General features: G+C 61.0%; 25 protein-coding genes. 3 read left to right on the forward strand and 22 right to left on the reverse strand.

Annotation, left to right across the window (positions count from 1 at the left end; genetic code table 11):
• Positions 1-84: 84 nt before the first annotated feature.
• The 8 genes from XH92_RS39460 to XH92_RS39495 all read right to left on the reverse strand — a co-directional run bounded on the left by XH92_RS39460 (position 85) and on the right by XH92_RS39495 (position 5,898).
• Positions 85-852 carry a creatininase family protein gene (locus tag XH92_RS39460; RefSeq protein WP_194456845.1) on the reverse strand — a complete coding sequence of 256 codons (768 nt, stop codon included), beginning with the start codon at positions 850-852 and terminating at the stop codon, positions 85-87.
• Positions 853-1,620, reverse strand: a complete 768-nt coding sequence (locus tag XH92_RS39465; protein WP_194456846.1) for an enoyl-CoA hydratase/isomerase family protein — start codon at positions 1,618-1,620, stop codon at positions 853-855.
• Positions 1,621-1,637: 17 nt separating this feature from the next.
• On the reverse strand, positions 1,638-2,357 hold the full coding sequence (locus XH92_RS39470; protein ID WP_194456847.1) for an ABC transporter ATP-binding protein: 720 nt from the start codon (positions 2,355-2,357) through the stop codon (positions 1,638-1,640).
• Positions 2,350-3,075, reverse strand: coding sequence for an ABC transporter ATP-binding protein (locus tag XH92_RS39475; RefSeq protein ID WP_194456848.1), 726 nt, complete (start codon positions 3,073-3,075; stop codon positions 2,350-2,352). Before XH92_RS39475 ends, XH92_RS39470 begins: the two co-directional genes overlap by 8 nt.
• Positions 3,072-4,103 (reverse strand): branched-chain amino acid ABC transporter permease, encoded by a 1,032-nt coding sequence (locus XH92_RS39480; protein ID WP_194456849.1) that lies wholly within the window; start codon positions 4,101-4,103, stop codon positions 3,072-3,074. Before XH92_RS39480 ends, XH92_RS39475 begins: the two co-directional genes overlap by 4 nt.
• On the reverse strand, positions 4,087-4,893 hold the full coding sequence (locus XH92_RS39485; RefSeq protein WP_246788042.1) for a branched-chain amino acid ABC transporter permease: 807 nt from the start codon (positions 4,891-4,893) through the stop codon (positions 4,087-4,089). The genes XH92_RS39480 and XH92_RS39485 overlap by 17 nt, the downstream gene beginning before the upstream one ends.
• A gap of 69 nt (positions 4,894-4,962) precedes the next feature.
• A complete protein-coding gene (locus XH92_RS39490; RefSeq protein WP_246788044.1) occupies positions 4,963-5,421 on the reverse strand; it encodes a flavin reductase family protein in 459 nt (152 codons plus the stop codon).
• A 126-nt stretch (positions 5,422-5,547) separates the two neighbouring features.
• Complete coding sequence (locus tag XH92_RS39495) at positions 5,548-5,898, reverse strand: VOC family protein (RefSeq protein WP_194456852.1); 351 nt, start codon at positions 5,896-5,898, stop codon at positions 5,548-5,550.
• A gap of 484 nt (positions 5,899-6,382) precedes the next feature.
• Here XH92_RS39495 and XH92_RS39500 point away from each other — a divergent pair, with 484 nt between their 5' ends.
• A complete protein-coding gene (locus XH92_RS39500) occupies positions 6,383-7,009 on the forward strand; it encodes an Lrp/AsnC family transcriptional regulator (RefSeq protein WP_194456853.1) in 627 nt (208 codons plus the stop codon).
• A 551-nt stretch (positions 7,010-7,560) separates the two neighbouring features.
• On the opposite strand, the gene XH92_RS39505 is transcribed toward XH92_RS39500, so the two are convergent.
• The 6 genes from XH92_RS39505 to XH92_RS39530 form a co-directional block, all read right to left on the reverse strand.
• Positions 7,561-8,115, reverse strand: coding sequence for a hypothetical protein (locus XH92_RS39505; protein WP_194456854.1), 555 nt, complete (start codon positions 8,113-8,115; stop codon positions 7,561-7,563).
• Positions 8,112-9,551, reverse strand: a complete 1,440-nt coding sequence (locus tag XH92_RS39510) for a thioredoxin (protein ID WP_194456855.1) — start codon at positions 9,549-9,551, stop codon at positions 8,112-8,114. Before XH92_RS39510 ends, XH92_RS39505 begins: the two co-directional genes overlap by 4 nt.
• Positions 9,552-9,648: 97 nt before the next feature.
• Positions 9,649-11,013, reverse strand: coding sequence for a C4-dicarboxylate transporter DctA (gene dctA, locus XH92_RS39515; RefSeq protein ID WP_210345520.1), 1,365 nt, complete (start codon positions 11,011-11,013; stop codon positions 9,649-9,651).
• Positions 11,014-11,107: 94 nt separating this feature from the next.
• Positions 11,108-12,103, reverse strand: coding sequence for a thioredoxin-disulfide reductase (gene trxB, locus XH92_RS39520; RefSeq protein ID WP_194456856.1), 996 nt, complete (start codon positions 12,101-12,103; stop codon positions 11,108-11,110).
• A gap of 82 nt (positions 12,104-12,185) precedes the next feature.
• Complete coding sequence (locus XH92_RS39525) at positions 12,186-12,950, reverse strand: GntR family transcriptional regulator (protein ID WP_210345521.1); 765 nt, start codon at positions 12,948-12,950, stop codon at positions 12,186-12,188.
• Positions 12,951-13,121: 171 nt separating this feature from the next.
• Positions 13,122-13,385, reverse strand: a complete 264-nt coding sequence (locus XH92_RS39530; RefSeq protein WP_194456858.1) for a hypothetical protein — start codon at positions 13,383-13,385, stop codon at positions 13,122-13,124.
• Between the two features lie 406 nt (positions 13,386-13,791).
• Between XH92_RS39530 and XH92_RS43510 the strand changes: the two genes are divergently transcribed.
• The gene (locus XH92_RS43510; protein WP_246788046.1) at positions 13,792-14,265 is read left to right on the forward strand and encodes a helix-turn-helix domain-containing protein; all 474 of its coding nucleotides are present in this window, start codon (positions 13,792-13,794) and stop codon (positions 14,263-14,265) included.
• Positions 14,266-14,558: 293 nt separating this feature from the next.
• Here XH92_RS43510 and XH92_RS39540 read toward each other — a convergent pair whose 3' ends face one another.
• From XH92_RS39540 to XH92_RS39565, 6 genes are all read right to left on the reverse strand, one after another.
• Positions 14,559-15,137: an NADPH-dependent FMN reductase gene (locus tag XH92_RS39540; protein WP_210345522.1), complete on the reverse strand. Its 579-nt coding sequence runs from the start codon at positions 15,135-15,137 to the stop codon at positions 14,559-14,561.
• Between the two features lie 697 nt (positions 15,138-15,834).
• The gene (locus XH92_RS39545) at positions 15,835-17,058 is read right to left on the reverse strand and encodes an ABC transporter substrate-binding protein (protein ID WP_194456860.1); all 1,224 of its coding nucleotides are present in this window, start codon (positions 17,056-17,058) and stop codon (positions 15,835-15,837) included.
• 133 nt (positions 17,059-17,191) lie between these two features.
• On the reverse strand, positions 17,192-17,671 hold the full coding sequence (locus XH92_RS39550) for a flavin reductase family protein (protein WP_163150292.1): 480 nt from the start codon (positions 17,669-17,671) through the stop codon (positions 17,192-17,194).
• Positions 17,668-18,459, reverse strand: coding sequence for a creatininase family protein (locus XH92_RS39555; RefSeq protein ID WP_246788048.1), 792 nt, complete (start codon positions 18,457-18,459; stop codon positions 17,668-17,670). The genes XH92_RS39550 and XH92_RS39555 overlap by 4 nt, the downstream gene beginning before the upstream one ends.
• A 14-nt stretch (positions 18,460-18,473) precedes the next feature.
• A complete protein-coding gene (locus XH92_RS39560; protein ID WP_246788050.1) occupies positions 18,474-20,375 on the reverse strand; it encodes a long-chain fatty acid--CoA ligase in 1,902 nt (633 codons plus the stop codon).
• Positions 20,376-20,400: 25 nt separating this feature from the next.
• Positions 20,401-21,249 (reverse strand): enoyl-CoA hydratase/isomerase family protein, encoded by an 849-nt coding sequence (locus XH92_RS39565; protein WP_194456863.1) that lies wholly within the window; start codon positions 21,247-21,249, stop codon positions 20,401-20,403.
• 305 nt (positions 21,250-21,554) lie between these two features.
• Between XH92_RS39565 and XH92_RS39570 the strand changes: the two genes are divergently transcribed.
• The gene (locus XH92_RS39570) at positions 21,555-22,988 is read left to right on the forward strand and encodes an IS4 family transposase (RefSeq protein WP_194456864.1); all 1,434 of its coding nucleotides are present in this window, start codon (positions 21,555-21,557) and stop codon (positions 22,986-22,988) included.
• Here XH92_RS39570 and XH92_RS39575 read toward each other — a convergent pair.
• Together XH92_RS39575 and XH92_RS39580 are read right to left on the reverse strand one after the other, a co-directional pair.
• The gene (locus tag XH92_RS39575) at positions 22,926-23,768 is read right to left on the reverse strand and encodes an enoyl-CoA hydratase/isomerase family protein (protein WP_246788052.1); all 843 of its coding nucleotides are present in this window, start codon (positions 23,766-23,768) and stop codon (positions 22,926-22,928) included. The two genes, XH92_RS39570 and XH92_RS39575, sit on opposite strands and share 63 nt — an antisense overlap.
• Positions 23,769-23,796: 28 nt before the next feature.
• Positions 23,797-24,999, reverse strand: a complete 1,203-nt coding sequence (locus XH92_RS39580) for an LLM class flavin-dependent oxidoreductase (RefSeq protein WP_194456865.1) — start codon at positions 24,997-24,999, stop codon at positions 23,797-23,799.
• Positions 25,000-25,252: the final 253 nt, after the last annotated feature.

A 25,252-nucleotide genomic window follows, 5' to 3' on the forward strand; every position in this document is an offset into this window, starting at 1 on the left:
AGGCTAAGCAGCTTTCCAAATTTTATGCTGTCGGCAGGCGGATCACCTTCCTGCCCTCGACGAAGGCGCGGAAGCAGCGTCTCTTCACTTGCGGAACGAGGTGGCCAGCAGATCCGAGATCGCCTCGAGGCACCGCGCGCCGATTTCGGCCGACGAACCGTACGGGTCGCCAATGATGCCGTTGTCCGTGACCGACTTGATCCCGTTCTTCCACATGGCCTGAAGCTGCGCTTCGGACAGCGCTCCGAGGTGCCCCACTTCGAAACGATGGAGCCGCACGCTGTCCGGGCGAAGTAACATCATGAGCGACGTCTCAGCGATGTCGGCATGCCCACCGACCGCGTTCGGGTCACCCCCGGCCTCCTTGACCGCGCTTCGCCATCGGTCGATCCAGGCAATCGAGTCACAGAATGCATCGATCTCGACGTCCTGCGGAACCGCGCGCCTCAGCCGGGGAAGCATGTCACGCAAGACAGGAAAATTTCCGATGTGCCCGGAGAACAGCAGGATCCGCTTGAAGCCATGCTGCGCGAGGCTTGTGCAATAGTCCAGGCAGATCGCTTCGAACGTTTCCGGCCGAAGCGAGATGGTGCCGGGAAGGACAAGATGGTGGGCCGAACAGCCGACCCTGATCGTGGGCGCTATCAGCGCCCTGCCAAGGCGCTGCGCCACGTTGACGGCAAGCGCATCCGCGTGATCGGCATCCATACAGAGCGGAAGATGCGGCCCATGCTGCTCGACAGCGCCGCATGGTATCAGGACCGTCGAGCTCCCGCTCGCCACGGCATCCGATACGTCCTCGAAGCTCATGAGCTCAAGGTGGAGATGGTCAGGCGGCGCGAGGGATGTCATTCATACCTTCGTTGAGCTCTTCGAGAGAAAGCGGGCGCGCGCATCTGCCGAACTGTCCTCGGACAGATAGGCGCCGAGATCGTCAATCGTCATCGCCTCCAGCGAAGCGTCATCCATCTGTCCCGTCAAGTTCAACGAGCGCTTGATCGCGGCAAATAGCTTTGGTTCCTTTGCACGCAGAGCCCCGCAGACCTCCACGGCGCGACTTGTCACGTGCGTGGTGGCTGCGATTTCGTTGATCGCTCCGATCTCGAGCGCCTTCTTTGCGCCAACCAACTCGCCCCGGTAAAGCAGTGCCTGAGCTTCCCGAAGTCCCAGTTTCCGGGCCGCCTGCCGCATTCCCTTGGCTGCGGGCAAGAGGCCATGATTGATTTCCGGAAACCCGACCATGCATTCGCGATTGGCGACGACGTAATCGGCAAACAGGAGAAATTCCAGCGCACCGCCGACCGCATACCCGCGAACGGCACACACGAACGGAGCCGGATATCGCTCCATCCCGCACAGCAGCGCGTGGAAAGTTCGCATGCGGGGCCTCGATATCTCGATGCCCGCCACCTCCTTGATGTCGCCACCCGCGCTGAAGAAGCGATCACCTCTGCCTGTCAAAACGATGCCTGGCGGCGATGCCTCCGCGGACAGTGCGCGAATGGCGTCCAGCAAGCGGCCGACCAGCGCGTTATTCAACGCATTTGCCGGCGGCCTGTTCATCGTCATTGTGACGATGTCGCCGTCGCGTTCGATGATGAGGGCGCTGTTGCTCTCCATGATCTTACACTCGCCGGCTACATTCCGAGATAGGCCCGCTGAACCTCTGAATTGCTCAGCAGTTCGTCGCCCGATCCGTGCAGGACGATCGAGCCGTTTTCCAGGACGTAGCCGCGATTGCTCAGGGCGAGCGATTTCGCGACGTTCTGCTCGACCAGCAACACCGTGATTCCCTGCGCGTGCAGAGACTTCACCACGCCGAACATCACGTCCGTCAGGGCGGGCGACAGTCCAATCGACGGTTCGTCGAACATGACGATTTCAGGCTTCGCCATGATGGCGCGCCCGATCGCCAGCATCTGCTGCTCGCCCCCGGACAAGGTCCCCGCCAACTGCCGCCGGCGCTCGCGAAGCCTCTCGAACAATTCGTAGACGAATGCGAGCGTTTCGAACCGACTGGCCCTCGCCCGCTTGAGTGATCCGGCCAGCAGCAGGTTGTCCTCGACCGAGAGGCTTCCAAAAATCTGGCGGCCTTCGGCGACCTGCGCAATTCCGCGTTCGCAGATATCCCATGGCGGCATCCCGGTGATATCGACGCCGTTCATCTTCACGACGCCAGCCGAAGATGAAACGATCCCCGAGATCGACCTGATCAGCGAGGTCTTTCCGGCGCCGTTCGCCCCGACGACACAGATCAACTCGCCTTTGTGGATCCGCAAGGAAACGGCGTTCAGGGCATTCGCTCCATCGTAGGCAACACAAAGCCCGTCGATCGACAGCAGCGCCTCGTCACGCATGGAAGCCGGTCCCCAGATAGCTCTCAAGGACCCGCGGATCCGCGACCACGTCGCCGGGGCACCCTTCCGCGATCTTGACGCCATGATGAAGCACGACGACATGCGAGGCAACCTCCATCACGATCCGCATGACATGCTCGACGAGGAGGATCGTCAGTCCGGCTTCGGCAAGCCGCTGCAGCACGCGGACAACGCCGGCGGCTTCGGTGGGCCGGAGGCCCGCCATCACCTCGTCCAGCAGCAGCAGTTTGGGTCGTGTCGATAGCGCCTTGGCCGTTTCCAGCATCTTCCGATCCGGCAGGGTGAGCTGGTCCGTCCGCGCATCGGCCTTGCCCGCCAGTCCGACGCTTTCAAGCGACTCGTAGGCCGTCGATCGGGCTTCGTTGACGTTTGTAGTCCAGCTGAAGGCACCGACCATGGCGTTCTCGAGCACCGACATGTCGCGCATCGGCCGCACGATCTGGAACGTCCTTGCGATCCCCATCCTGCAGACGGCCTCCGGCGGCGTATTCTCGATCGGGCGTCCCGCGAAGACCACTTGGCCACTTGTGGGCCGCATGGCCCCCGCGACGAGATTGAAGCATGTCGTCTTTCCCGCCCCGTTCGGCCCGATCAGCGCGGCGATACGTCCGGCTTCCAACGCGAAGCTGACATTGTTCACCGCGACCAGTCCCCCGAACGATCGGGACAGGTCCTTGACCTCGAGCAGGACGGTCATTCTTCGGCCTTCCGCGGTTGCGGAAGCCACACTCGGGACGGCGGCTGGGTTGTCTTGCAGAGCCGGACGATCGCCGGCCAGATGCCGTCGGGCAGGAACCAGATGACCGAAATCAGAACGACGCCGTAGGTGATGTTGTTCAGCCCGGGGATCCGGAAATGGTCGCCGAGGGCGCCCATCAAATGGTTCAGCGGAATGGCTGTGAGCGCCCCGGCCAGCGGACCAAATGTCGTGCCCAGCCCGCCGACCACGGGCCCGATCAGGACGTCTACGGACAGTCCCACGCCCATGATCGAGTCCGGAAATATCGAACCCTGCACCAGCGCCAGAATTCCACCACCGGCGGCCGCCGTCGCCGCCGATATCGCGATCACCAGAATCTTGTGCCTGAACGTGCGGACGCCGAGTGCGCGCGCCGCCTGCTCGTCGTCCCGCATGGCGCGCCAGACATATCCGAGATACGATCGCGAGATCAGGTCCGTTCCGGCGATCCCGAGCGCCGCCAGCGCAAGCGCGACGAAGTAGTAGAATCGCGCGTCTCCCCGCAGCATCGCGATATCGATCGCGTTCGTCGGCGCGGGAAAGAATAGCCCCTGCATGGCACCGACGAACGCCCAGCCGCTGAACATGATCCTGGCGAACTCCGCGGCAGCGATCGTCAGCAGCGCGAAATAGATACCACGCACCTCGAACCGGAAGCTCAGCCACGCCAACACCGCGCCGACCGATCCGGCAATAAACATTCCGAGCAGCAGGCCGAGCCACGGCGAAATGCCGTACTTGACATCGAGGACGCCCACCGAATAGGCACCGAGGCCGACAAAGAGCGCATGGCCGATCGACAATTGCCCACCGATCCCGAGCATCAGATTCCAGGATTGGCCGAGGAACGTGAACAGCAATACGATCGTCAGCAGCGAGATGAGGTACGGATTCCCCAGCGCCCCGACCAAAGCAAAGATCACGAAGACCAGTGCTCCGGCGAGCCACCGCTTCACGTCGATCGCACCCTCATATCTCTTTTGCACCAAAGAAACCCCTTGGAAGAAAAACCAGAATGATGATCAGGAGCGCATAAGGAAGCGCGGTTTTCATCGACGGCGCGAACATCAAGGCCGCAATGGCTTCGGCCACGCCGATCACCAGGCCGCCTAGCAGCGCCCCACCGAAGCTGCCGAGACCACCGACGATCACAGTCACGAAGGCCAGCAAGGTAAAGTCGACGGCGAGATAGGGCTGGGCATCGAACAAGGGCGATATCAATGCGCCGGCGACGCCCGCGCAGGCCGCTCCGATACCGAAGGTCACCGCATAGACCCGGGGAATATTCAACCCGACGACGAGGCCGCCCAAGCGATTGTCCGCGGCCGCGCGCAAGGACCGTCCGAACGATGAGAATTTCAGATACGCTCCCAGCAGGACAATGAGCAGGCCGGCGGTTGCCGCCGCCTGAAGCCGCGCCAGATCCAGCGTCACGACGCCGAGCGATACGGTGTGAAACGACAGTTGGGAGGCCGTGGGGCGCGGATCCGGTCCGAACGCCACGAGCAGGACGCCGGTGAAAAGCAGCGACAGGCCGATAAAGACGATGAATTGATAATGATGCGGCCGGCTGACAAACCGTTTGACGACCAGGGTCTCGAGGAGATAGCCGAAGACGAACATCACGACCGCCGCGATCGCCGCCGCGACGACGATCGGAACGTCCCAAAGGCGGACGGCCCAATAGCCGATGTAGACGCCGAACACGACCATCTCGCCATGCGCGAAATTGACGACGCGCATGACGCCGAAAATGATGGTCAGGCCGAGCGCCACGAGCCCGTAGACGAGGCCGAGCAGAACGCCGCTTGCGAGAACATTGAGCCAGAGTGACAGCATGAGTGGTCACTGGCGCTTGGGCACGGTGAATTCGCCCTTCACATAGACAAGAGGTTCGCGATCAGCGTTTGTCGCCTGCGCGATCACCTTGCCGACGAAAATCGTATGGCTGCCGGCGTCGTACCAATCGGACACGCGGCAATCAAAGCTGCAGATCGCCTCGACGAGACTTGGAGCACCCGTCGCGAGTTCGCGCCACAAGCCTTCGCTAAAGCGTATGTCGCCCTTGCTGCCGTCCTGCCCCGCGAATTTTTGCGCCAGCGCAGCGTGATCGGCCGTGAGGATATTCCAGCAGAATGATCCGCTCTGCTTGATCGTGTCGTGGGCGCCAGCCGACTTGTTGACACAGACGAGCACGCTCGATGGCTCGGTCGACACCGAGCAACCGGCCGTGAGCGTCAAACCGTGCCTGCCCGGCCGCGCGCCTGTCGTCACGATCGACACGGCGCCCGGGACGTTGCGCATGGCGCTGCGGAATTCCGCGCTGCTGAACGCCGGGATCTGCTGACTGGGCATGGGCGATACTCGAAGGTTCATGGTGGATTGCCCTGATATTTGGAGCCGAAGCGGCCCGGAGAGTTGGTTTGCGGCCTACCCGGCCGCTGCCTGAAACAGCTGGATCGTATTGTGCTGAGGGTCCTTGAGACGGACCACTCGACCATGCGCCCCCATGTCCCTGATGTCGCCAAGCACCTCGGCGCCCTGCGCCCGCGCACGATCGAGAGCCAGCTCGAGGTCATCCACCTCGAAGACAAGGACGGCATTTTGAGACGGTACAGATACGGATTCGGCCGGGCTTGCGACACAGAGAGCGGCCTTCTCTCCGGCGAATTGAATCCACTTGCCGGGATCGGCAAAGCGGATCGTCAATCCGATCGCCTCGTAGAACCTCGCCAGTTCTTCGGGCGCGACGGCGGTCAGATAGACGTGCTTGAGCTTCACCTTCTCACTCCCGATTCAGAACACGCTGTCGATCCGTGATTTCCGCAGGCTTCGATCGTCCGGTGATCATCGCGCCGTTTGCCCGGCATGAATGCTCGAACAATTGGTCCCCCTCGTCGTTGAGCAGCATTTTGTGCCGGGACATGCGGGCCTCGGCGTCATGACCTTCCGGCGCACGCGGCGAGCGGAGACGATCTATCCCTGCTGGACCCGTGCCTGGCATCCGCGAAGAAGGCGGCCCTCTCAATGCGCGATTGCGACGTCCGGCATTGCCGCAATCCCTCATGAGGTCGGTGCGGCTGCGTGCCTCATGCCCCACGGCCAGCTCAGGGGAGATTGACCGTTTTTCGATACAAGTCGTCAATTTGTCGAAATTCCCACGGTCGCGACTGCGGTTAGCATCGCTGTCATGGAGACGTCACCACGCGGGATAACGCACGGGACCGGGCCTCGACGAAGCCACAGTTTGCCAGGGAGAAATCGAATGACAACGACGGCTCTGGACAGGATCGACATCAAGATTCTGAATGAACTGCAGAAGGACGCCGGCTTGACCAACGTCGAGCTTGCTTCGCGCGTCAATCTCTCACCGTCACCCTGCCTCGCCCGCGTTCGCACGCTTGAAAAACTCGGAGTGATCGACCGGCGAATTGCCGTGTTGGATCCGGCGGTCGTCGGGATCGGCGTTACTGCGTTCATACAAGTCAAGCTCGAGAAGCAGGTCCAGCTCTCACTCGAGAACTTCACGCGCTCGATCGATCGCCTGAACCAGGTGATGGAGTGTTACCTGATGACGGGCGATAGCGATTATCTTCTGCGTGTGATGGTGTCCGACATCGGGGCGCTTGAAGACCTCATCGTGAACAAGCTCTCACGCATACCAGGCGTGACCAGCATTCGGTCAAACCTGGCGTTGAAGCGGATTTCTCACAAGACGGTACTTCCTATCGACTCCAATCAGCCCGTTCAGATCAAGGCGCCCAGTCCGGCCTCCAGGCGCATCGCGAGACCGGCCAAGTCACACTACGACACAGCCCTCCAGACGCGGATCGACGGCGGCATGAGCATCGAGACTTCGCGCGCGCTCGACCACAATGCGGTCAGCTTCTAGCGACCGGGCAGTTCCCAGCCTCGGCGCGGCAACTGGAGCCGCCCGCCGACTACGCAGCGACAAGGCGATCGAGACGTCTTGTCCGGATATCCGAGCATCTATGCGAGCAATCGTGTCTCGTCGCTGCACCGAGCGTCATTAACTCTCGGACGCTTGGCGGCGTTCTTCACCGCCTGCGTCCTGCTTCTCTATGGTCCGATGTTCGCGATCTACATCTTGTGGGGCGGCTTTCAGGCGATAGCTTCAGTTCGGCAACGTCGTCATGGTTTGCACGGTCGTTCTCTCCGCGCTAGGCCGCCTAGCCATTTTTGCAGATCGCTGTGGATCGCGCGAAATCGTAGTTTGGCGCACGAAATCGTGCATCCGGTGGAGAGAATGTCAGGCAATCCCTATTGAAAGATAAAGCATTTTCGACCTTCCCAAATCAACTACCCACCAATTTGGCTACGGGCGGAAAATTGAGTTTCGTCTGTGCGCAAATTTGTAACCGGGAACCTCCGGTTAAGCGGCGACGGCCGCGCTGATTATTATCTCTTGCGGGCCGACCCTATTCAGACAGTTTCCAAAGCGGTCACGCACGAGGTATCGTGCGCGATCGCCTGGAGAATCTTGTCCACCGCTGCATTCGCCCACTGATGGAGTTCGGCTGTCGTTTTGTTCTGCAGAGGATGAGGTACGTAAACTGCTGCAGCGTCGAGCCCGATCGCTCCCTTTTGAGACTCGAAAGCTTGTTGAAACTCGGTAGTCAGTACGCTGACACCGGCGAGTCCCTTCTTGTCGAGATCGTTCAGGTCGTGCGTAGAGCACGACGTGCAGGATCCGCAGTCGGACAGCGCGATGATGACGGCATCGCAATTGTCCGCGATATCCTTGATCATCTCGCGAGGGGCTACCCGCGTGTTGGTGGGCTTCTTATACCTACGCGTCTCGATACCGCGTTCTGTGCAGAGCTGTTCGAGACGGTCGATGAACTCGTCGCCGCGCATTTTTCCGATGTCCATGAGCGCGATCGTCTTACCGACGACCGAGTCGAGTGGCGCCGCCCGTTCGCGCAACTCCGATGCAGTCTCCGAGGTGGGGTCGCGAAAGCTGATGCCGTATTTCATGTTGTGATCTCCATCGTCACTGGTTTGGATTCATTGCGAAACCGGCCGCCGGTCCAGCCGGCGCAAATCGCCGAGAACAAGCCTGCCTGCCCACCCGCCTGCACGATAAGCAGACCTTCCGGCCAGAACTTGTTGACCATCTCGTCCGCCCGGCGCGGGTCGACCCCTTCGCCGACGCCATGGGCACCCTGTATGACGTCCTTGCCGGGACGCACCATCGCCGTGTGAAGCTCTTCGGTGATGCGCCCGCGATCCCACCCCGCTTCGCGGAAGATGGCGTAATGCTCCGGAACGAGGACCAACAAGGCGTTCGTGAATTCGCACAACTTATGGTGCCCGACGGCCAGCAAAGACATGGCTAGCGATTTCGTGAGTTGCTCGGGAGTCCTCGACCGCTGATCGATGAACCCTTGAATGCCATCGCCCTGGAAGAGCGTTACGGCGTTCTTCCCGGGCTCGATTCCACGCGCGACCGACAGGGGCATCCACGTTGGATCCGATTCGTCCTCCGCGAAGCAGAACGTGTACTTGCCTGGACCGCCGAGGACGGCGCGGTCAAGTTCGCCGGGACGGCCGCCGCCCACGTTGCGGATGATCAGCTGAAGCGCCCGGCCGATGGTCGCATTGGCGCGATTACCTTGGCCGAGGCAGTTGATGCCAGAGTTCATGCCGATTTCCCGCGCGACCGGTCCGTTCACGACGATGATCGGGCTTGAGAAGCACGTCGTGCAGAGCAGGCCGTGCATCGTGAACAGAGGGTCCAGCGCCGCCTCCAGCGCGGTCAGAACCACTGGCATGTACTCGGGACGGCAGCCCGCCATTACGGCATTGACTGCGACCTTCTCAACGGTGATCGGCGACAGGTTCGGAGGCACGGCGCCGATGATCTCGTCGGGCTTGCGCGAGGTGCCCTCCAGCATGCGGAGAATGCGCACATCCGTCGGAGGAACAACAGGAAGGCCATCGCTCCATCCACGATCGAAGCAGGCTTCGATCTCGTCATCCCATTCTCCGAGCCTGATCTGCCGCGATTTGAAATCGAGCTTGCCGTACTTCGCACGCAAGACATCGTAGACGCCCGGCTCGCGTGACTTCGAACCACAGCCCGGCCGCATCTCGGGCAATCCTTCGCCCAATCCCTCAAGGCCCGTGAGCTTCTCCCAATCCGCGCGGCTCCAGCCGAAGGTGCGGGCGACCTCTTTGCCTTCCCTCATGCGGACGACCGTAGGCACCGCTTCCACGTCGAACGCAAAGGACGATTCGAGCGAAGAGTCGTCAAGCGCCGACACGGTTGACGGAAAAGAGGGATCGTCTTGAGTGTAAACGACGGTTGGTATCTTGTCGGCGATCTGACCGATCACGTGCTCCACCATCTGACAGGTCTCGCATTCGCGTTTGGCGAAGATCAGGATGCCGTCCTGGAGTTTGACATTCATATTTAAGGCACTGCCTCCATGTTGCTGCGCCCTCCTCCGTTGCCATTCGACGAGGTAGTTCGGCGCTTTCGGTTTTTCCCGATCGAATGTTTTCAGTTCAGTCCGGTTGCGGCTCGGGCGACATGATCCCTGCCGTGGGAACAGGAGAACAGTCCGCCGGAACGGTCACGGGTTTCAGGTTGAATTTCACGCCGGCGCCGAAACGCTCCGCATAGGCCGCGTCAGCCTGGACGGGATCGAATTCCCCACTCATCTTCGAGACGACGACCGTCGCGACACCGTTTCCAATAATATTGGTTACCGAGCGCGCCTCCGACATGAAACGATCGATGCCGATCAGCAGAGCCAGACCTTCGACCGGCAGAACATGGGTGGCGGACAGCGTTGCTGCCAGCACGACGAATCCGGATCCTGCGACCGAACCTGATCCCTTCGACGTAATGAGCAGCAGCAGCAGAAGTCCGCACTGCTGGGCCAACGACATCTCGATTCCGTAAGCCTGCGCGATGAAGAGCGCCGCCATCGACAGATAGATCGCGGTGCCATCTGCGTTGAAGGAGTAGCCGACCGGAAGGACGAGGCCTACGCTGGAACGCGTGCATCCCAAGCGCTCGAGTTTGTCCATCAAGCGGGGCAACACGCTTTCGGACGAACAGGTGCCGAGCACGATCAACGCCTCGTCGCTCATGAAGCGCAGGAAGCGCGTGAACCCGAAGCCATTCAATCGAGCGACCGCGCCGAGCACCACGAAAAGGAAGATGATGCACGTCGCGTAGACGGCGATAAGCATATGGCCCAGCACGAGAATCGATCCGATGCCATAGCGGCCAACGGTGAAGGCCATCGCGCCGAACGCACCGACCGGCGCAAGACGCATGATCATCCCCACGATCTTGAACAGGATGTCGTTCGCCGATTGAGCTAGCAGAACAAACGGCCTGGCGCGTTCGCCGACCAGCACTGCGGCGCAGCCGAACAGTACGCCAAAGAAGACGATCTGGAGCAGGTCGCCCTTTGCGAACGCCGCGATCGCGTTATCGGGCACGATGCCAGACAGGAAATCGAAGAAGTACGATCCAACCGGCGCTGCCTTGTATTTCGAGATGTCGATAGCCTGGCTGCCGACCGCGGCCCTGTCGAAGCCAGCGCCCGGCTTCAACACATTCATGACGATCAGGCCCACGATCAGGGCGATCGTAGAGGCGACCTCGAAATAGATCAGCGCCTGCCCCCCGACGCGGCCCAAGCGGCGCAGGTCGCGGACCTCGGCGATGCCGATGACGATCGTCAGGAAGGCGATCGGCGGGATGACCATCTTGATGAGCTTGATGAAGATATCACTCAACATCTGCATCGAGGCGCCGATGCCCGGCCAAAGCGCGCCCACCGTTGCGCCCAGCAGGAGCGCCAGCACAACCTGCGCCGTGAGATTATTCGAGAATTTGCGGAGCAACATCGACATCGGAAGAACCTCCCACAACGTTCGCTTTATCCAGAGAAACTGGAATTCCGGCTATGCCGTCAAACTGGAATTCCAGATCGATTGTAGTTTGAACCTATGTTGCGGATTCCCTTGCCTTTCTTGCTTTCTCGGCCGTTGGCTGCGACGCTGTCCGCTCCGCCAGATATTTTTCCGCCTCAAGCGCAGCCATACAGCCCATCCCAGCGGCGACCACAGCCTGCTTGTAGCGGTCGTCGCTCACGTCACCGGCCGACCAAACATTCTTTCGCGAGGTCGCCGTCGACCACGGCGCGATCTTGATGTAACCGGCATCCGTCATGTCGAGCTGGCCTCGGAAGAGCGCGGTGGCCGGGTCGTGGCCGATCGCGACGAATGCGCCTCCGACGGAGACGGACGTCTCCACTCCCGTGGTCCGGTCCAGCAACCGTAGTCCCGTGAGACGACGCGAAGGCTCGCCCTCGCCGAGAAACGCCATGACCTCAGTGTTCCAGAGAACTTCGATTTTCGGATGGGCAAAGAAGCGATCCTGCAGGATCTGCTCTGCGCGGAGCTTGTCCCGCCTATGTATCAGCGTGACCTTGGACGCATGGTTCGTGAGGTAAAGAGCTTCCTCGACCGCGGTGTTGCCGCCGCCGATGACGACGACCTCCTTCCCGCGGTAAAAGAAGCCATCGCAAACCGCGCAAGCCGAGATGCCGTATCCCGAATAATCTGCCTCGCCGGGACTGCCGAGCCATTTCGCCTGTGCACCGGTGGCGATGATCAGCGCGTCTCCCAGGTAGGTGTCGCCGGAGTCGCCTTGGGCAACGATGGGATCCTGCGAGAGATCGACCGACATGATCGTGTCGAAGACGATGCTCGTGCCGACGTGCTCGGCCTGCTGCCGCATCTGCTCCATCAGCTCAGGGCCTTGGACCGCCTGAGCAAACCCAGGGAAGTTTTCGACGTCGGTGGTGGTTGTGAGCTGACCACCAGGCTGGATTCCCGTGACCAGAGTCGGCTTCAAATTGGCCCGCGCTGCGTAGATTGCCGCGCTGTAGCCGGCCGGGCCTGCACCAATGATGAGTACCCGCGTCTTAGTTTCAACCACGCCGTCCACCCTCCAAAACTGGAATTCCAGTTAAGGGCATATCGGCCAATTATGTCAACTGGAATTCCAGTTTGGCGGGAAGCTATTTCTTTCGGATGGTTCTCTTCGGCCGTCGGCCCGCGGTGGCTTCAGTCGGTTCGCTGCCGACTATCTGCAAAGCAAGCCCCTGGACGATCTTCAGATGCGAGACGAGTTCTACGTTTGCCTCTTCGATGCGGCCCGTGACGGTCAGGTCCACGATCCGTCGATGCTGTTCGACTGCCCGACTCATCCTTTCGAGATCGGCCGGAAGCCGGTAGCGGATCGCGTTGAGTTTGTGAGTGATGACCCGATAGGCGTTACTCAAGAGTGGGTTTTCCGCGGCGTGAACCAGCGCCTGATGAAATTCGGAATCCATCCGTTCGGCGGTCTCGACGTCCTGTGCTTCGACTGCGAGCGCGCCGGCGGCGATCTGCTTGGACACGGCGGCCGCCAGCTTTTCGGGGTGGTCCGCCAGAAGACGAAGAGCGCCCAGTTCCAAGACGGTACGCATCTCGCACAACATCCGCACCGACGCTTCGTCCAGGACCATGACGAAGGTGCCGCTCTGAGGACGGATCACGACGAGCCCGTCCCGGGCGAGACTGGCGAGAGCCTCGCGCACGGGCGTTCTGCTGATCCCTATAGAAGCAGCGAGCGCGCGATCCGACAATTTCTCGCCGAATTCGAAATCGCCTCGAATGATGCCATCGCGGATCGTTTTCTCGGCTTGGGCGGCAAGGTCTACGTATTGATCCATGCAACTGGAATACCAGAATCCTTGATCGCGGGCAATAAAATGAGCGAGTGGCGCGGCTCGTTGCGGCAAGCCGCCGGGCTCGAAGTGGGATCTGCTCGACGGTTGCGTTTGCTAACCTGTCTCGGCTGCGAGTAGGCCGCCGCGCTAGCGCTCGACTGTGCGACGGCGACACTATCGCGAGGTGGAGGGCGGCCCCCTCGTCGGTGGCACCCAAAAGCCAAACGGTTCGCTTCTAGCCTCTTAGCGCGGCCCGGAGTGCGCTTCGACAAAGGCGCGAAGGTGTGCGTCGTGTATATCGAGTACATCGAACAGCCCCAAGGCCTGCAAAGCAGGAAGCGCCTCGATCACATCGCGCTCTGCCGTTTGCCGATCCTCAACGCTGGTTTCGGGCGCAGCCAGCATCCGGGCATTGGCGAGAAACGCACCCACAGAACCTTTGCGAACGTCAACTCCATTGATCACAGCCTGGTTGACGTCGTCCGGCATCATTTCTTTTGCACGCATCGTATTTCTCCTTCGATCACAACCCGAGAATAGCATGCGACGCTGGCGTTGCTGCGCGATCTAGGCCATATAATACGCAGTTGAGGCCATGTCGAAGCCACTGATCGAACCTAGCCGCGCCGATACGGACGCGGGCTCTCCGCTGATCGCCGTCTTGGCAAACGGTGGCGAACCGAGGGTTACTCCTGCGCATCGACATGCGCGCGGCCAACTTCTCGGGGCAACGCATGGGCTCGTGACCGTCGGCATGGACTCGGGCCATTGGGTTGTACCGGCGATTCATTGCGTATGGATACCGCCGCATCATTCTCATGCGCTGTGCTCCCATGGACCTTTCGTCGGGTGGAGCGTCTATGTCGCTGAGGACTGCTGCGTGGACTTACCGGCGGTACCCAGAACGATGCAAATGTCGAGCTTGCTGCGCGAATGCGTGGCACGCGCGGCAACCTGGTCAGATAGCGACCAAGGCTTGGCCAGAACTCATCTCACCGAGGTAATCCGTGACGAAATCCGATCGCTGCCGCGCGAGCAATTCGGTTTGCCCATGCCAACCGATCCACGACTGCTTCGGGTTGCGCGCGCGCTTGCAGACGATCCTGCCGATAAGCGACGCCTAGACGACTGGGCCATCCTCGCCGGAAGCCCGGTGCGGACGCTGACGCGACGATTTCCAATCGAAACCGGGTTCAGCTTCACCGAGTGGCGACAGCGCGTACGTCTGATGCGAGCGCTGGAAATGCTCGCCGACGAAATTCCGGTGACCACCATCGCCCTCGATCTCGGCTATGAAACGGTAAGTGCATTCATCGCGTTGTTCCGGCGCACATTCGGGACAACGCCGGCGCGCTATTTTCCCCGCGCCCCAGCCCGGCAGCGGTGACGCCTCCGCACGCCCGTCGTCGCTTGCCAAACCATTTCCAGCGGGCGGAAGCGCCAAGCCATTGTCTTGCGGATAATCGAGTTGGCCTTGCTCTGGGTCGAAGCCATTTGATACGCCTTTTGAAGACCAGTAGGGGCGCTGCGTCTATCCTTTTGAAGGTGATCTGCGGAGTTGTCGGTCACCAGCCATTTGGGTGCATGCTTCGCAGAGGCGACGATCAACATCCACCGCTTGGCCCCAGCGGCTGCTGTGTGCGTCCAGCTCATGGACCGCGCGATCTTCACGTGTGCGCCCTATGCCTCAGTAGCGACCTGATCGTCTGCCAAGGCGTCTTTCAATTGCGCGAACGCCTGTTCGACCTCGGTGAGTTGGCTGGCGAATGTGGCAGCCGGATCGATCTGGCCCGCATTGGCTACGATGAGTTCGTGGGGTAGCATGAGCGCCGGCCGAATGGCGACTGGCTTCATTTTGACGTATTGGCAGACCTGCACGAGTTGTTCGGCGCATTTGCCACCGCCGTGGCCACCGTAGCAGACGATCATCGCCGGCTTTCCGGCCCACTCCTCATAGAGGTGGTCGATCGCATTCTTGAGCGGCGCTGGATAGCCGCCATTATATTGGGGCGTCACGAACACAAAGGCTGGCGCGGCGGCGACCTTGTGGCTCCATGCACGTGTACGCTCGTGCTCATACTGACCCGTGTTCGGCATTGCGGATTCGTCGTCCATCGGCAGCGGCCAGTCCGACAGGTCGACCACTTCGAATGATAAGGACGTCGCGTCCCGCCCGAGCGTGGCGATCCAAGCCGCAACCTGCGGCGCAATGCGTCGAGGCCTTACGCTTCCCGCGATGACGAGAACGGGTGATTGCAAGATACATCTCCTTTTGTTTCTAAGCCCGGTTTATCGAGCCGAACGCGCGCTACGCCTTTACGAGCATCGTCAGCATCCCAGTTTGCCACAGCCGGCTGGACCGCTTCCCGGATACCGGGCGCGAGCTAAGGTCGGTCGGCCGATCGACTTGGCTTCTGGAACGGTGCTTCATGGCATAGCCTAATCCGCCACGACGTAAGTCAGCTGGGGTCGACGTAAACCGGGCTGACAGCTCCGCAGTTTCTCGACCTTTGCGAAGTTGCGCTAGGTCGGACCTTGCCCGCACAATCACCTTGACGCTTGATCTACTATGATTCCGCCACGATTAACGGTGTTACCACACGTCTAAAAGCCCGCGGCCTGATCACGAGTCACAAAGATCCGCTGGATCCGCGACAACGGGAAATCGACCTGACCGAGAAAGGTCGGCGAATAGCCGATGACGCGATCGGGACCGTCGAAGAGGCTTCCAGTGAGACCTATTCCCGTTAGGCCAGCAAGAGTTCCGAATGCTTGCGCGGAGATACTGAAGAAGGTCATCCGCCGGTGAGAGACAAGAGAGGCTTGACGGTACGATAAGCTATCGTATGCGCCATCCGCTTAAGAAAAAGGGCTCGGCGATAGTCCGCCGAGCCAGGGGAGGAGCGGAAGACAACGTCTACGGCCGACAGGCATCGATCGGATCAGAGCTCAGCAACTAGCCCGCCGGACTCGTTTCCCCCAAAATTGGGCCGAACAACTCCCAGCGTTCGCCATTGAATCGCATCATCTGCAACTGTTTGTGGAGGCGGTAGTCGGTCGGCGAAGTGTTAATCTTGATCCCGGGCAGCGCGAGGTCGCCCGTGAAATCCTTGAGCGAGGTCGCTTGCTTCATGACGTTCTCGCGGGTTAGGTCGTCACCGCACTGTTCGAGCACCTGGGTCAGAAGCTGCGCGACGCCGTAGGCATATGTATTGAAGTTCGAGCTCAAGTCTCCGTCCGGATAATACTTCTCCATGAAGACGAAGTAGCGCTTTACACCCGGATCGTCCTTCCATTGCGCATCGAGCGGCTCCTTACCGTAATTGGCGCTGATGATGCCCTTGGCGTTTTCAAGCCCAGCCGGTTTCAGGACGCTGCCGACCGAGGTAGCCTTCGAACTGACGATCTGCAGCGGATGCCAGCCCAGTTCTGCGATCTTCTTGATCGCCTGCGCGGCCTGCTTCGGCGTTGTCGCACTGAAGAACAAATCGGCGCCAGCGTCCTTGATCTTGAGGATCTGCGAGTCGACCGTGGGATCAGAAACCTCATAGGACGCATCGCTCACGATCATCTTCGCAGCGTTGTCGCCAAGGCCAGCCTTGACGCCGTTCAGATAATCCTTGCCGAAGTCGTCGTTCTGATAGAGCACGCCGATCTTGGCACTCGGATACTCCTTCAGGATGTACTGGCCATAGATGCGCCCTTCGACGAAGTTGTTTAGATCGTAGGCCATGGTCCAGGGAAAGCTCTTCGGATCGGAGAACCTCGAGGCGCTGGCAGCCGCGAACAGCTGCGGCACTTTCCTGGAATTGAGGTATTTTTGCACGGCTGCGTTCGAAGGCGTGCCGAGGATCTGGAAGGTCAGTAGCACCTCATCACTCTCGACGAGCTTGCGTATCTGCTCCACAGCTTTTGGCGGAGAGTAGGCGTCGTCATACTGAATCAGATTGATCTTGCGTCCATTGATGCCACCCTGGTCGTTGATCATCTTGAAATAGGCGGCCTCGGTCTTGCCGATCGACGAATAGGCCGACGCTGGTCCGGAAAACGGCATGGTCTGTCCGACCTTGATTTCGGTGTCGCCGGCACCGGGGTCGTATTTTTTCTGTGCATTGGCCGCAGAGATTGATAGCGCCATGGTCAGCGCCGTTGCCATGGTCAGCTGCACTTTATTCCTCATTCGCAGTTTCCTTTCCTCAGCTTGTTTGTTTCAACGGGATGTGAAGCAGAGCTTCCGTGCGGCGGGCGCTTCTCTCAAGCCGCGCGGTCGACGTTTGGGCGAGGCGCTTAAACGCGAATTTACGGTATGACGGCTACGCGAGCCTTCCGAACTCGCTACGGTGGAAGATGAGGGGCTGCCTGCGGCTATGAACGACGACGGCATGAAGTTTCAGCAGCACGATGATGTGGTCGCCCGCCTCAAATTCGTCGCGGACGCTGCAGTCATATTGGGCGATCCCCTCGGCGAGCATCACCGCACCGCTGTCGGTGATCTCGAAGGCGACGCCGGTGAACCGTTCCGGGGCCGGACCGGCGAGCTGGCGGCACAACGCGCCGTGGTCTTCAGCGAGCACGGTGACGCCGAGGTGTTCGGCTCGGCGCAGGTCGGGCCACGTGGTCGAGCCTTTCGCGACAGAGAATGACACCAGCGGGGGGTCGAGAGAGACCGAGGTAAATGAGGAGGCCGCGAGACCCATCAGCTTCCCGTCAACTTGCGCCGCTACGGCGACCACGCCCGTCGGAAACGCGCCGAAGGCGTCGCGCAGCATCCTGCTGTCCATCTGCTCGCTCATGTATGGCATGCGGCTCGCGCTCCGTGTGCGGTGGCGTACTCGACGACGAGATCGGTCACGGCGTCCAACGCCGCGTGACCGATCACTTTCGAACTCCCGGCGGGATCGCCGAGGACACCGTTGGGCGAGACCGCGTCGACGTCCTCGACGAATGCCCGACGCAGGAATTCTTCGTCTACCGTGCCTAGATATCCGGCGGCGGCCCGGTCGCGCCGAACCTTCTCGGGGTGCAGGACGAGCATCACCGAGGTCTCCGCTACGTCTGCGTGACCACCTACGTGACTACCCAGGCCAGCGACTGACTGCGCGGACTTCCGCCATGCGTCGAGGATCGCGGCACTGTCTCTATAGACGATGACCCGAAGCGCCGGAGCGAGCGCTGCGGCCAGCCGCGGTTCGAAGTCGCGCATGATCGGGTAATTGCCGATGTGCCCGGAGAAGAGGACGACGCGGGTGAACCCGTGCGCAGCCAGGCTGCTGCAATAGTCCAGGCAGATCGCTTCCAGCGTAGAAGGACGCACCGAAAGCGAGCCGCAGAAGCCGAGGTGGTGGGGCGAGTATCCAACCCTGACCGTTGGCAGGACCAGTGCAGCACCTAGCCTGCGGGCGATGCGGAGCGCGAGCGCGTCGGCGTGATCGCTGTCCATTGACAGCGGAAGATGAGGTCCGTGCTGCTCTATCGCGCCCAGCGGAAGGATCGCTGTGCGGGCGCCGGCCGCGATCGCCTCGGCGATCTCGGAGCTGGTCAGATGTTCGATCCGCAGCTCACGCGGTTGCTCGGAACGCATCACTTCTCGCTCCTTCAACCCTGGAGCCGCGCTTGGTCAGCGAACTCGTTGTGCTCCGCTGAGTCGTACATCTCGTCTACGAGTGCGCTGAACGAGGTGAGCACCGCAGCCCGACGAATCGTGCCCTTGGCAGTGAGCTCTCCCGCTCCAGGCGAGAGCGCACGTGGCGCGATACGGAAGTCCTTGAGCTGAAGGGGACGCGCAAGCTCGGCGTTGATATCCTCAATCTGTTTTCGCAAGCCCTCGTGCAAGGCGTCCCTGTCGAGCTTGCTGCCGTTCTGAGTCGGCCAGATGAGGACCGTGAGGTATTTGCGGCCGTCGCCGACGACCACGGCCTCCTCAACGAGAGAGCTGGCCTTGAGGCGCACCTCGGTAGGCTGCGGATTGATGGTCTTGCCACCGCTGGTGACGATGATGTCCTTGGCCCGTCCGATAAGCTTCACCTCGCCGGAGGCGTCGATCTCGACGAGGTCGCCGGTGCGGTACCACTCGCCATCCATCACGTCCGCGGTCGCCTCCGCGTTGTTCCAGTAGCCGCGGAACAGCAGAGGCCCCTTCACCAGCAGCTCGCTCTCGCTACTGACCTTGATCCCAAATCGCGGGTCGGGCATGGCCTTGCCGACGGTCCCAGGGGGCGGAAAGGCGCCATCCCACTGCGCGAGGACCCAGCCGCAGGTCTCGGTGGTGCCGTACATCTCGCGCAAGTCCACGCCCCACAGCTGCCACAAGGCATGCACCTCAGGCGTCATCGCTCCCGACGCGGTCCATGCGATGTTGACCCGGTCCACGCCTAACTTTGCGCGTAGGGGCAGGAATACCTGTTCCTGGGCTTGATCGTAGCGTGCTTGTAGCTCGGCAGGCACGCATTCGCCGCGTCGGCGCGCGGCGGCGACCTCGCGGGCCACCGCCATCGCGTCCTCGTAAGATTTCTGGAAAGATGCCGGCGCCCCCTTGATCGCGGCCAGCGCCACGCTGAGCAGCTTCTCATGCAGCCGCGGCGGCCAGACGATCCCGGTAGGACGTACGCCGCGCAGGGCCTCCGAGAGCTGGTCCAGGCGGCAGAAGGTCACCACCGCCCGGGTCATGATCGGCACGTAGACGCCGGACATTGCCGGAGAGACATGGGAGAGGCCCAGGAAGCTGAGCGAGTCTCGGCGGGTTGTGGTCAGCTCCGGGTTGAGTACGGCGGAGCCAAGGACGGAGTACTGCAGGGTGCGGTGGGTATGGATGACGCCTTTGGGAGTTCCGGTGGAGCCGGACGTGTAGAACAAGGCCGCCGGCTGGTCGATGTGCCCTCCAACGAGGCGCTCGTCGAAAAGCGCCGGGTTGGCCGCATCGTGGGCTCGACCGGTCTCGCGCAGTGCGGCCCATGTCTTGCCGACAATCGTTCCTGGAAGTCCCGACGGTGAACCATCGAAGCTGATCACGGCTCGCAGGGCGCGAAGCTCCATAGCAACTGAGGCGACCTTTGCCACGTCATTGTCGTCGCCAACAACCATGGCAACGGCTTCGCTGTGTCCAACGAGTTGCTTCACTTCAGCAGCGGAACTCATGGGGTAGACACCGACCGGAATCGCTCCGGCCGACAGAATGCCAAGCGCTGCCATCACCCACTCGCCCCGGCCCGACGCCATGATGGCGACTCTGTCGCCGGGCGCGACACCGAGGGCTGCCAGTCCGAGCGCAACCTCTCGTACGGTCGATGCGTACTGCGCCCACGTGGTCGGGATCGCGCACGTCCCGTCCCACTGGCAAAACGCGACCTCATCGGGTTCAACCTCGGCTCGTTCCTGCACCATCTGGGCGAAGGTTCGCTCGACGGCCTGGAAGTTGGCGACGCCGATGTCGGTGACGCCGCTCAGGACTGGCACCTGCCGTACGCGGGCATTGGCTGCGGGGACGGGATTTGAGGCCATGGTCATCGCTCCGATTTGTGCAGGCCTACCGGCCTGAGTGTGGGGTGGAGTTTGGGGCTGGCGGCCTCTCGTTCGAAGGCTGCGACGACGCCCGCGCCTGTCTCCATCCTTGACGGAGGCCTCGGGCCACAGGGTCGTTGAACCAGGAGGCGGCCTTGGCGAGCGTCAGTTCGGCTCGGCGTTGATCGGCGGCGTCGTCGTAATCGTTCACGGCCTGCTTGAGCGCCGCATAAAGCACGGGCGCCCGGCGGCCGGCTTCTCGAGCCCGGTCAAGCGCCTCCGCCATCAGTCGACCAGGCTCGACAATCGCGTCGACAAGGCCCCACCGTTCCGCCTGCTCGGCGCCAACGAGCTCGCCGTTCAGCAGCAAGTCACGTGCAGGCCGTGTTCCGATCAGGCGGATGAGGCGCTGGATTCCCTTATCCGCGGGCAGAAGGCCGTGCCTGATTTCGGGGAATCCGAACCGGGCGTGAGGCACCGCGAGCACCACATCCGCGAATAGCGCGTACTCTACGCCGCCGCCGACACAGTCGCCATTGACGGCGGCAATGACCGGAGCCGGATATCGCTCCATCGCGACAAGAAGGTTATGGAAACCCCGCATGCGGGCTTCGACCGGGTCGGCGACGGCTCCGTCAGCTTCCTTGATGTCACCGCCGGCGCAGAAGAACCGCCCCCCGGCACCGGTGATCACGATCGGCATTGGATCGCTCTGGCCACGATCTCGGAACAGCGCCGTCATGGCGAGCAACAGCGCACGGTTCAAGGCGTTCGCCGGCGGCCGGTCGAGCGTCGCGACCACGACGCCGTCATGGTCGGCGGTCCGCAGCCCGGCAGCCGCATCACTCTCGTGCCGCGCGGATAGAGCCGTCATCGGATGTCTCTCGTGTCTGATTGCTGCGGTGGGTGGCGAAGCCGCCCTCGGTCTTCGTCGAGGAGAGCGAGGCGATTGCTTCGCGCGGAACGCCTGTCAAGCCTCGATGTAGCGGGCCATCATCATGCATCGAAGTCTGGCAGCGACGTCGCGCCGGGCTCACGCCGGCTTCTTGGCTTCCGCGAACTTTCAATTACCCACATTTGACGTCGGATTTGGGCGAGGCGCCGCGGGCGAAAGCTTGAATCGGTAGAATCTGTTGTGATTCGTTGTTGAGCACCTGATTCGGAAGCGCGGGGTGCTCGATGGGCTTGGTGAAGGAACGCGCGGGGGCGCGTGCTCAGCGATTGACGACCGGTATCGAGACGTGGGTTGATCGGGAAGTTGCGGGATGCGAGTTTAAGGATGAGCGGCTTGGTCGCCGGTTCTGCAAATTGCTCGCACAAATCGGGAGCGACATGGGTCAAAGCATCCCGCTGGTTTGTCAGGATTGGGCCAACACGAAGGCCGCCTATCGCTTCTTCTCCAACGAACGGGTCGACGAGGCGGATATTCTTTGCGGTCATTTCGAGGCGACGCGCGGGCGCGTAGCGGCGACGGAGGGACCGATCCTCGTCCTCCATGACACGACGGAATTCAGCTTCAAGCGCGAGAAGCCGGATCTGATCGGCTTTACGGGCAAGACGGCAGGACGCACGCAGTGCGGCATCCTGATGCATTCGAGTCTCGCCGTGACGACCGAGGGGCTTCCGCTCGGACTGTCGGCAATCAAGTTCTGGACCCGCAAGAAGTTCAAGGGGACGACGGCGCTGAAGCGAAAGATCAATCCGACACGGGTGCCGATCGAGCAGAAGGAGAGCATCCGCTGGCTCGAGAATTTACGGCAATCGACCGACCTTCTCGCTGCCCCTGGACGATGCGTTCATATTGGTGATCGCGAGAGCGACATCTATGAGCTGTTTTGCCTCGCCGAGGAGGCTGGAACGCATTTTTTGGTGCGAACCTGTGTTGATCGGCTTGCCGGGGACGGCAATCATACAATTGCCGACGAAATGGACGAGGTTACGATCAAGGGTCTACATCGGATCAAGGTCAAGGACGACAAAGGCGATCCCGACGACGCCGTTCTTGAGATCAGGTACCGCAAGATACGAGTCCTGCCGCCGATTGGCAAACAGACGAAATATCCCGCACTCACTCTGACCGTGATCCATGCTCAAGAGCGGGGAAGGCCGAAACGGCGAAAGAAAATCGAGTGGAAGCTCCTCACCGATCTCCCGGTCCAATCGCGCAAGGACGCCATCAATAAGATCGAATGGTACGCCTTGAGGTGGAAGATCGAAGTCTTCCATAAGATCCTCAAATCGGGCTGCAAAGCAGAGGACTCAAAATTGCGAACGGCTGAGCGTCTGGTCAATCTGATCGCGGTCTTCTGCATTGTGAGTTGGCGCGTCTTCTGGATGACGATGCTCAATCGCTCCTCGCCGAATGCCGTACCGCAAATGGCTCTGACAGATCCCGAAATCAGGGTTCTTGATCATTTGGTGAAAGACAGGCGTGGTGATTGCTCTCGACGAAGCACGCTCTCGCACTATGTCGTCAAGATCGCGCGGCTCGGAGGATACTTGGCCCGAGCCAACGATCCGCCTCCAGGAAACACCGTGATCTGGCGCGGACTATCGCGGCTGAACGACATCGAACTTGGAGCCGCAATCGAGGCAACAATTATGGGTAATTGAAAGTTCCGCGAAGCGCTTACGTTTCTCTCGAAAGGCAGCGACGGCTTCCTTGCGATCGGGACTCTTGAAGGTCAGCGCCTCAAGCGCCATCGCGGTATCCAGATTGAGATGCACCTGCTCCTTGATCAGCTTGTTGACGCTATATTTTGTCCAGACGATCGCGTTGCGGGGACCACTCGCGAGCAGCTCGGCGTAGCCGATCGCATGATCAAGAACAGTACCTTCCGGCACGACCTTGTTGATCATCCCTGCAGCCGCCGCGTCTTCCGCCGAAATGAAGTCACCGGTCATCAGGAAGTGTTTGGCCCGCGCCGGACCAAGAAGAAGCGGCCAAATTACAGCGCCCCCATCTCCGGCGACGACGCCGGCCGTAACATGCGTATCGGCGAAACGGGCGCTGGGCTGGGCAAAGATAACGTCGCAAAAAAGGGCAAGCGTGGCACCCAACCCGACCGCCACGCCGTTCACGGCAGCGATGACGGGGGACTCTACTTCGAGGATGTTCCTGATGAGATGTCGCCCCGAGCGCGTGGGCGATATCGGATGCCCGCCGGTATCAAGCGCGTTCTGATCGCCCCCTGAGCAGAAGCCCCGACCAGCGCCGGTGAGCACAATGGCCTTCACCGCGGGGTCGTTATCGAGGTCTACGAACACCTCCTCCAATGCGGTATGCATAGGCCAATTGATGGCATTGAGGATTTCAGGCCGGTTCATGGTTATGACGGCCACACCGCTCGGACGTATCTCTACGAGCAAGCCTTCATATTTTTTGTCTTTCATCTTCAGTCTCCAGTTCTTCAAATAGGCGTCAGGCCGAAGCAGCAGGATTACGGACTGCGCCATCGACGGTCCCGGCGGCCGCCTTGGCGTTCTCGAAGGCCTCGCGCTCGGCATAATGGGCGGGGCGGGCGGCGCGGATGTCTGCAAGGATCGCGTTGGACGTGCGTACGACCGACCGGAGGTTTTTGAACCTCGGGATGACGTACTTGCCGAACAGTTCGATCGACTTCATCAGTTCCTTGTGCGGCATGCCATCGATGCGCAGCGCGAGCGCGTCGATGCCCATGTCGACGAACCGCTGGACTTGCTTGGTGCAGGTCTCGACGTCGCCGACGATGAAGCTGCCCGACTCGTCGAACAAATAGCGCTCGTTCTTGAAGTCGATGTTCTTGATCTTACCGAGCGATCCGTAGTCGGCGGACAGCTTCGACAGCCGCTCATAAGCGTCGATGGACAAGGCGACGCTATGGGCCAGCGTGGCCGCCCACCGCTCTGCCTCCTCATTTGTATCGGCGCAATGCATTCCGCCGGATATCACTGCCACCTTCTGCGCCTGCACGGGGTATACGTGCTCAGCGCTCGCCAACTCCTTGTCATAGAGCTCGGCCGACCTCTGCACCGAGGCGAATCCGCTATAGCCGCCGCCCATCATGGCGCCGATGCCCATGTGCGCCGCGGCGGTGATCGATTGCGGGCTCGAGGTCGCCATCATGATCGGCGGATAGGGCAGCGTCACGTGCTTGGGCGTCAGGCTTCGCGGCGGAATCTTGTAATGCTCGCCGACGAAGGAGAAGATGTCGTTCGATAAGGCCCGGCGGATGACCTCAATGCCCTCCATCTGCTGCGCCTTGGTCTCCTCGGGGTCGACCTCGAAGGCGCGCAGCGCGAGGGTGGTGTTGCCGCGGCCGACGGCAAGCCCGACGCGGCCGTTCGACAGGATATCCTCGGTCGCCAGCCGCTCCGCGACGCGCAGCGCGTGGTTGATCTTCTTGGGAAGCGGCGTGATCAGGTGGATGAACTGGATCCGACTGGTTAGCGCCATCATGTACGGGTAGATCACCTCGGGAGCGGAGGTCGAGGCCGTGCCGATCGCGAAATGCTGTTCGGAGCACCCGAACGCATCGAATCCGACTTTCTCCGCCAGAATCACTTCGTCGATGAGCTCGCGATAGCGGTGCGCGTGGGTGTGTCCCGGCTGGGTCTCCCCTTCGCTGAAGAAGATGAACCGCATGCGTTGTGCCTCCTTCGCACCTCAATGTTAATCTCCACTAACTTTAAGACCGACAGTCGCGTCCTGTCAACAACCTTCCGGCGCCGACCATCTAGAACCGTTCTTTGCGATATTGGCTTTATTACTGATATATCGTCTAATAAGCGCGCGATGGGAAATATTCAGAGCCCCTCGCCGAGCATCTGACGGCGGTCAAAAAAGTGAATCTATATTTACCTGAGGATGAAATGAGACGTTCACACGATCCGTTCAT

Source organism: Bradyrhizobium sp. CCBAU 53421 (assembly GCF_015291625.1).
GTDB lineage: Bacteria > Pseudomonadota > Alphaproteobacteria > Rhizobiales > Xanthobacteraceae > Bradyrhizobium.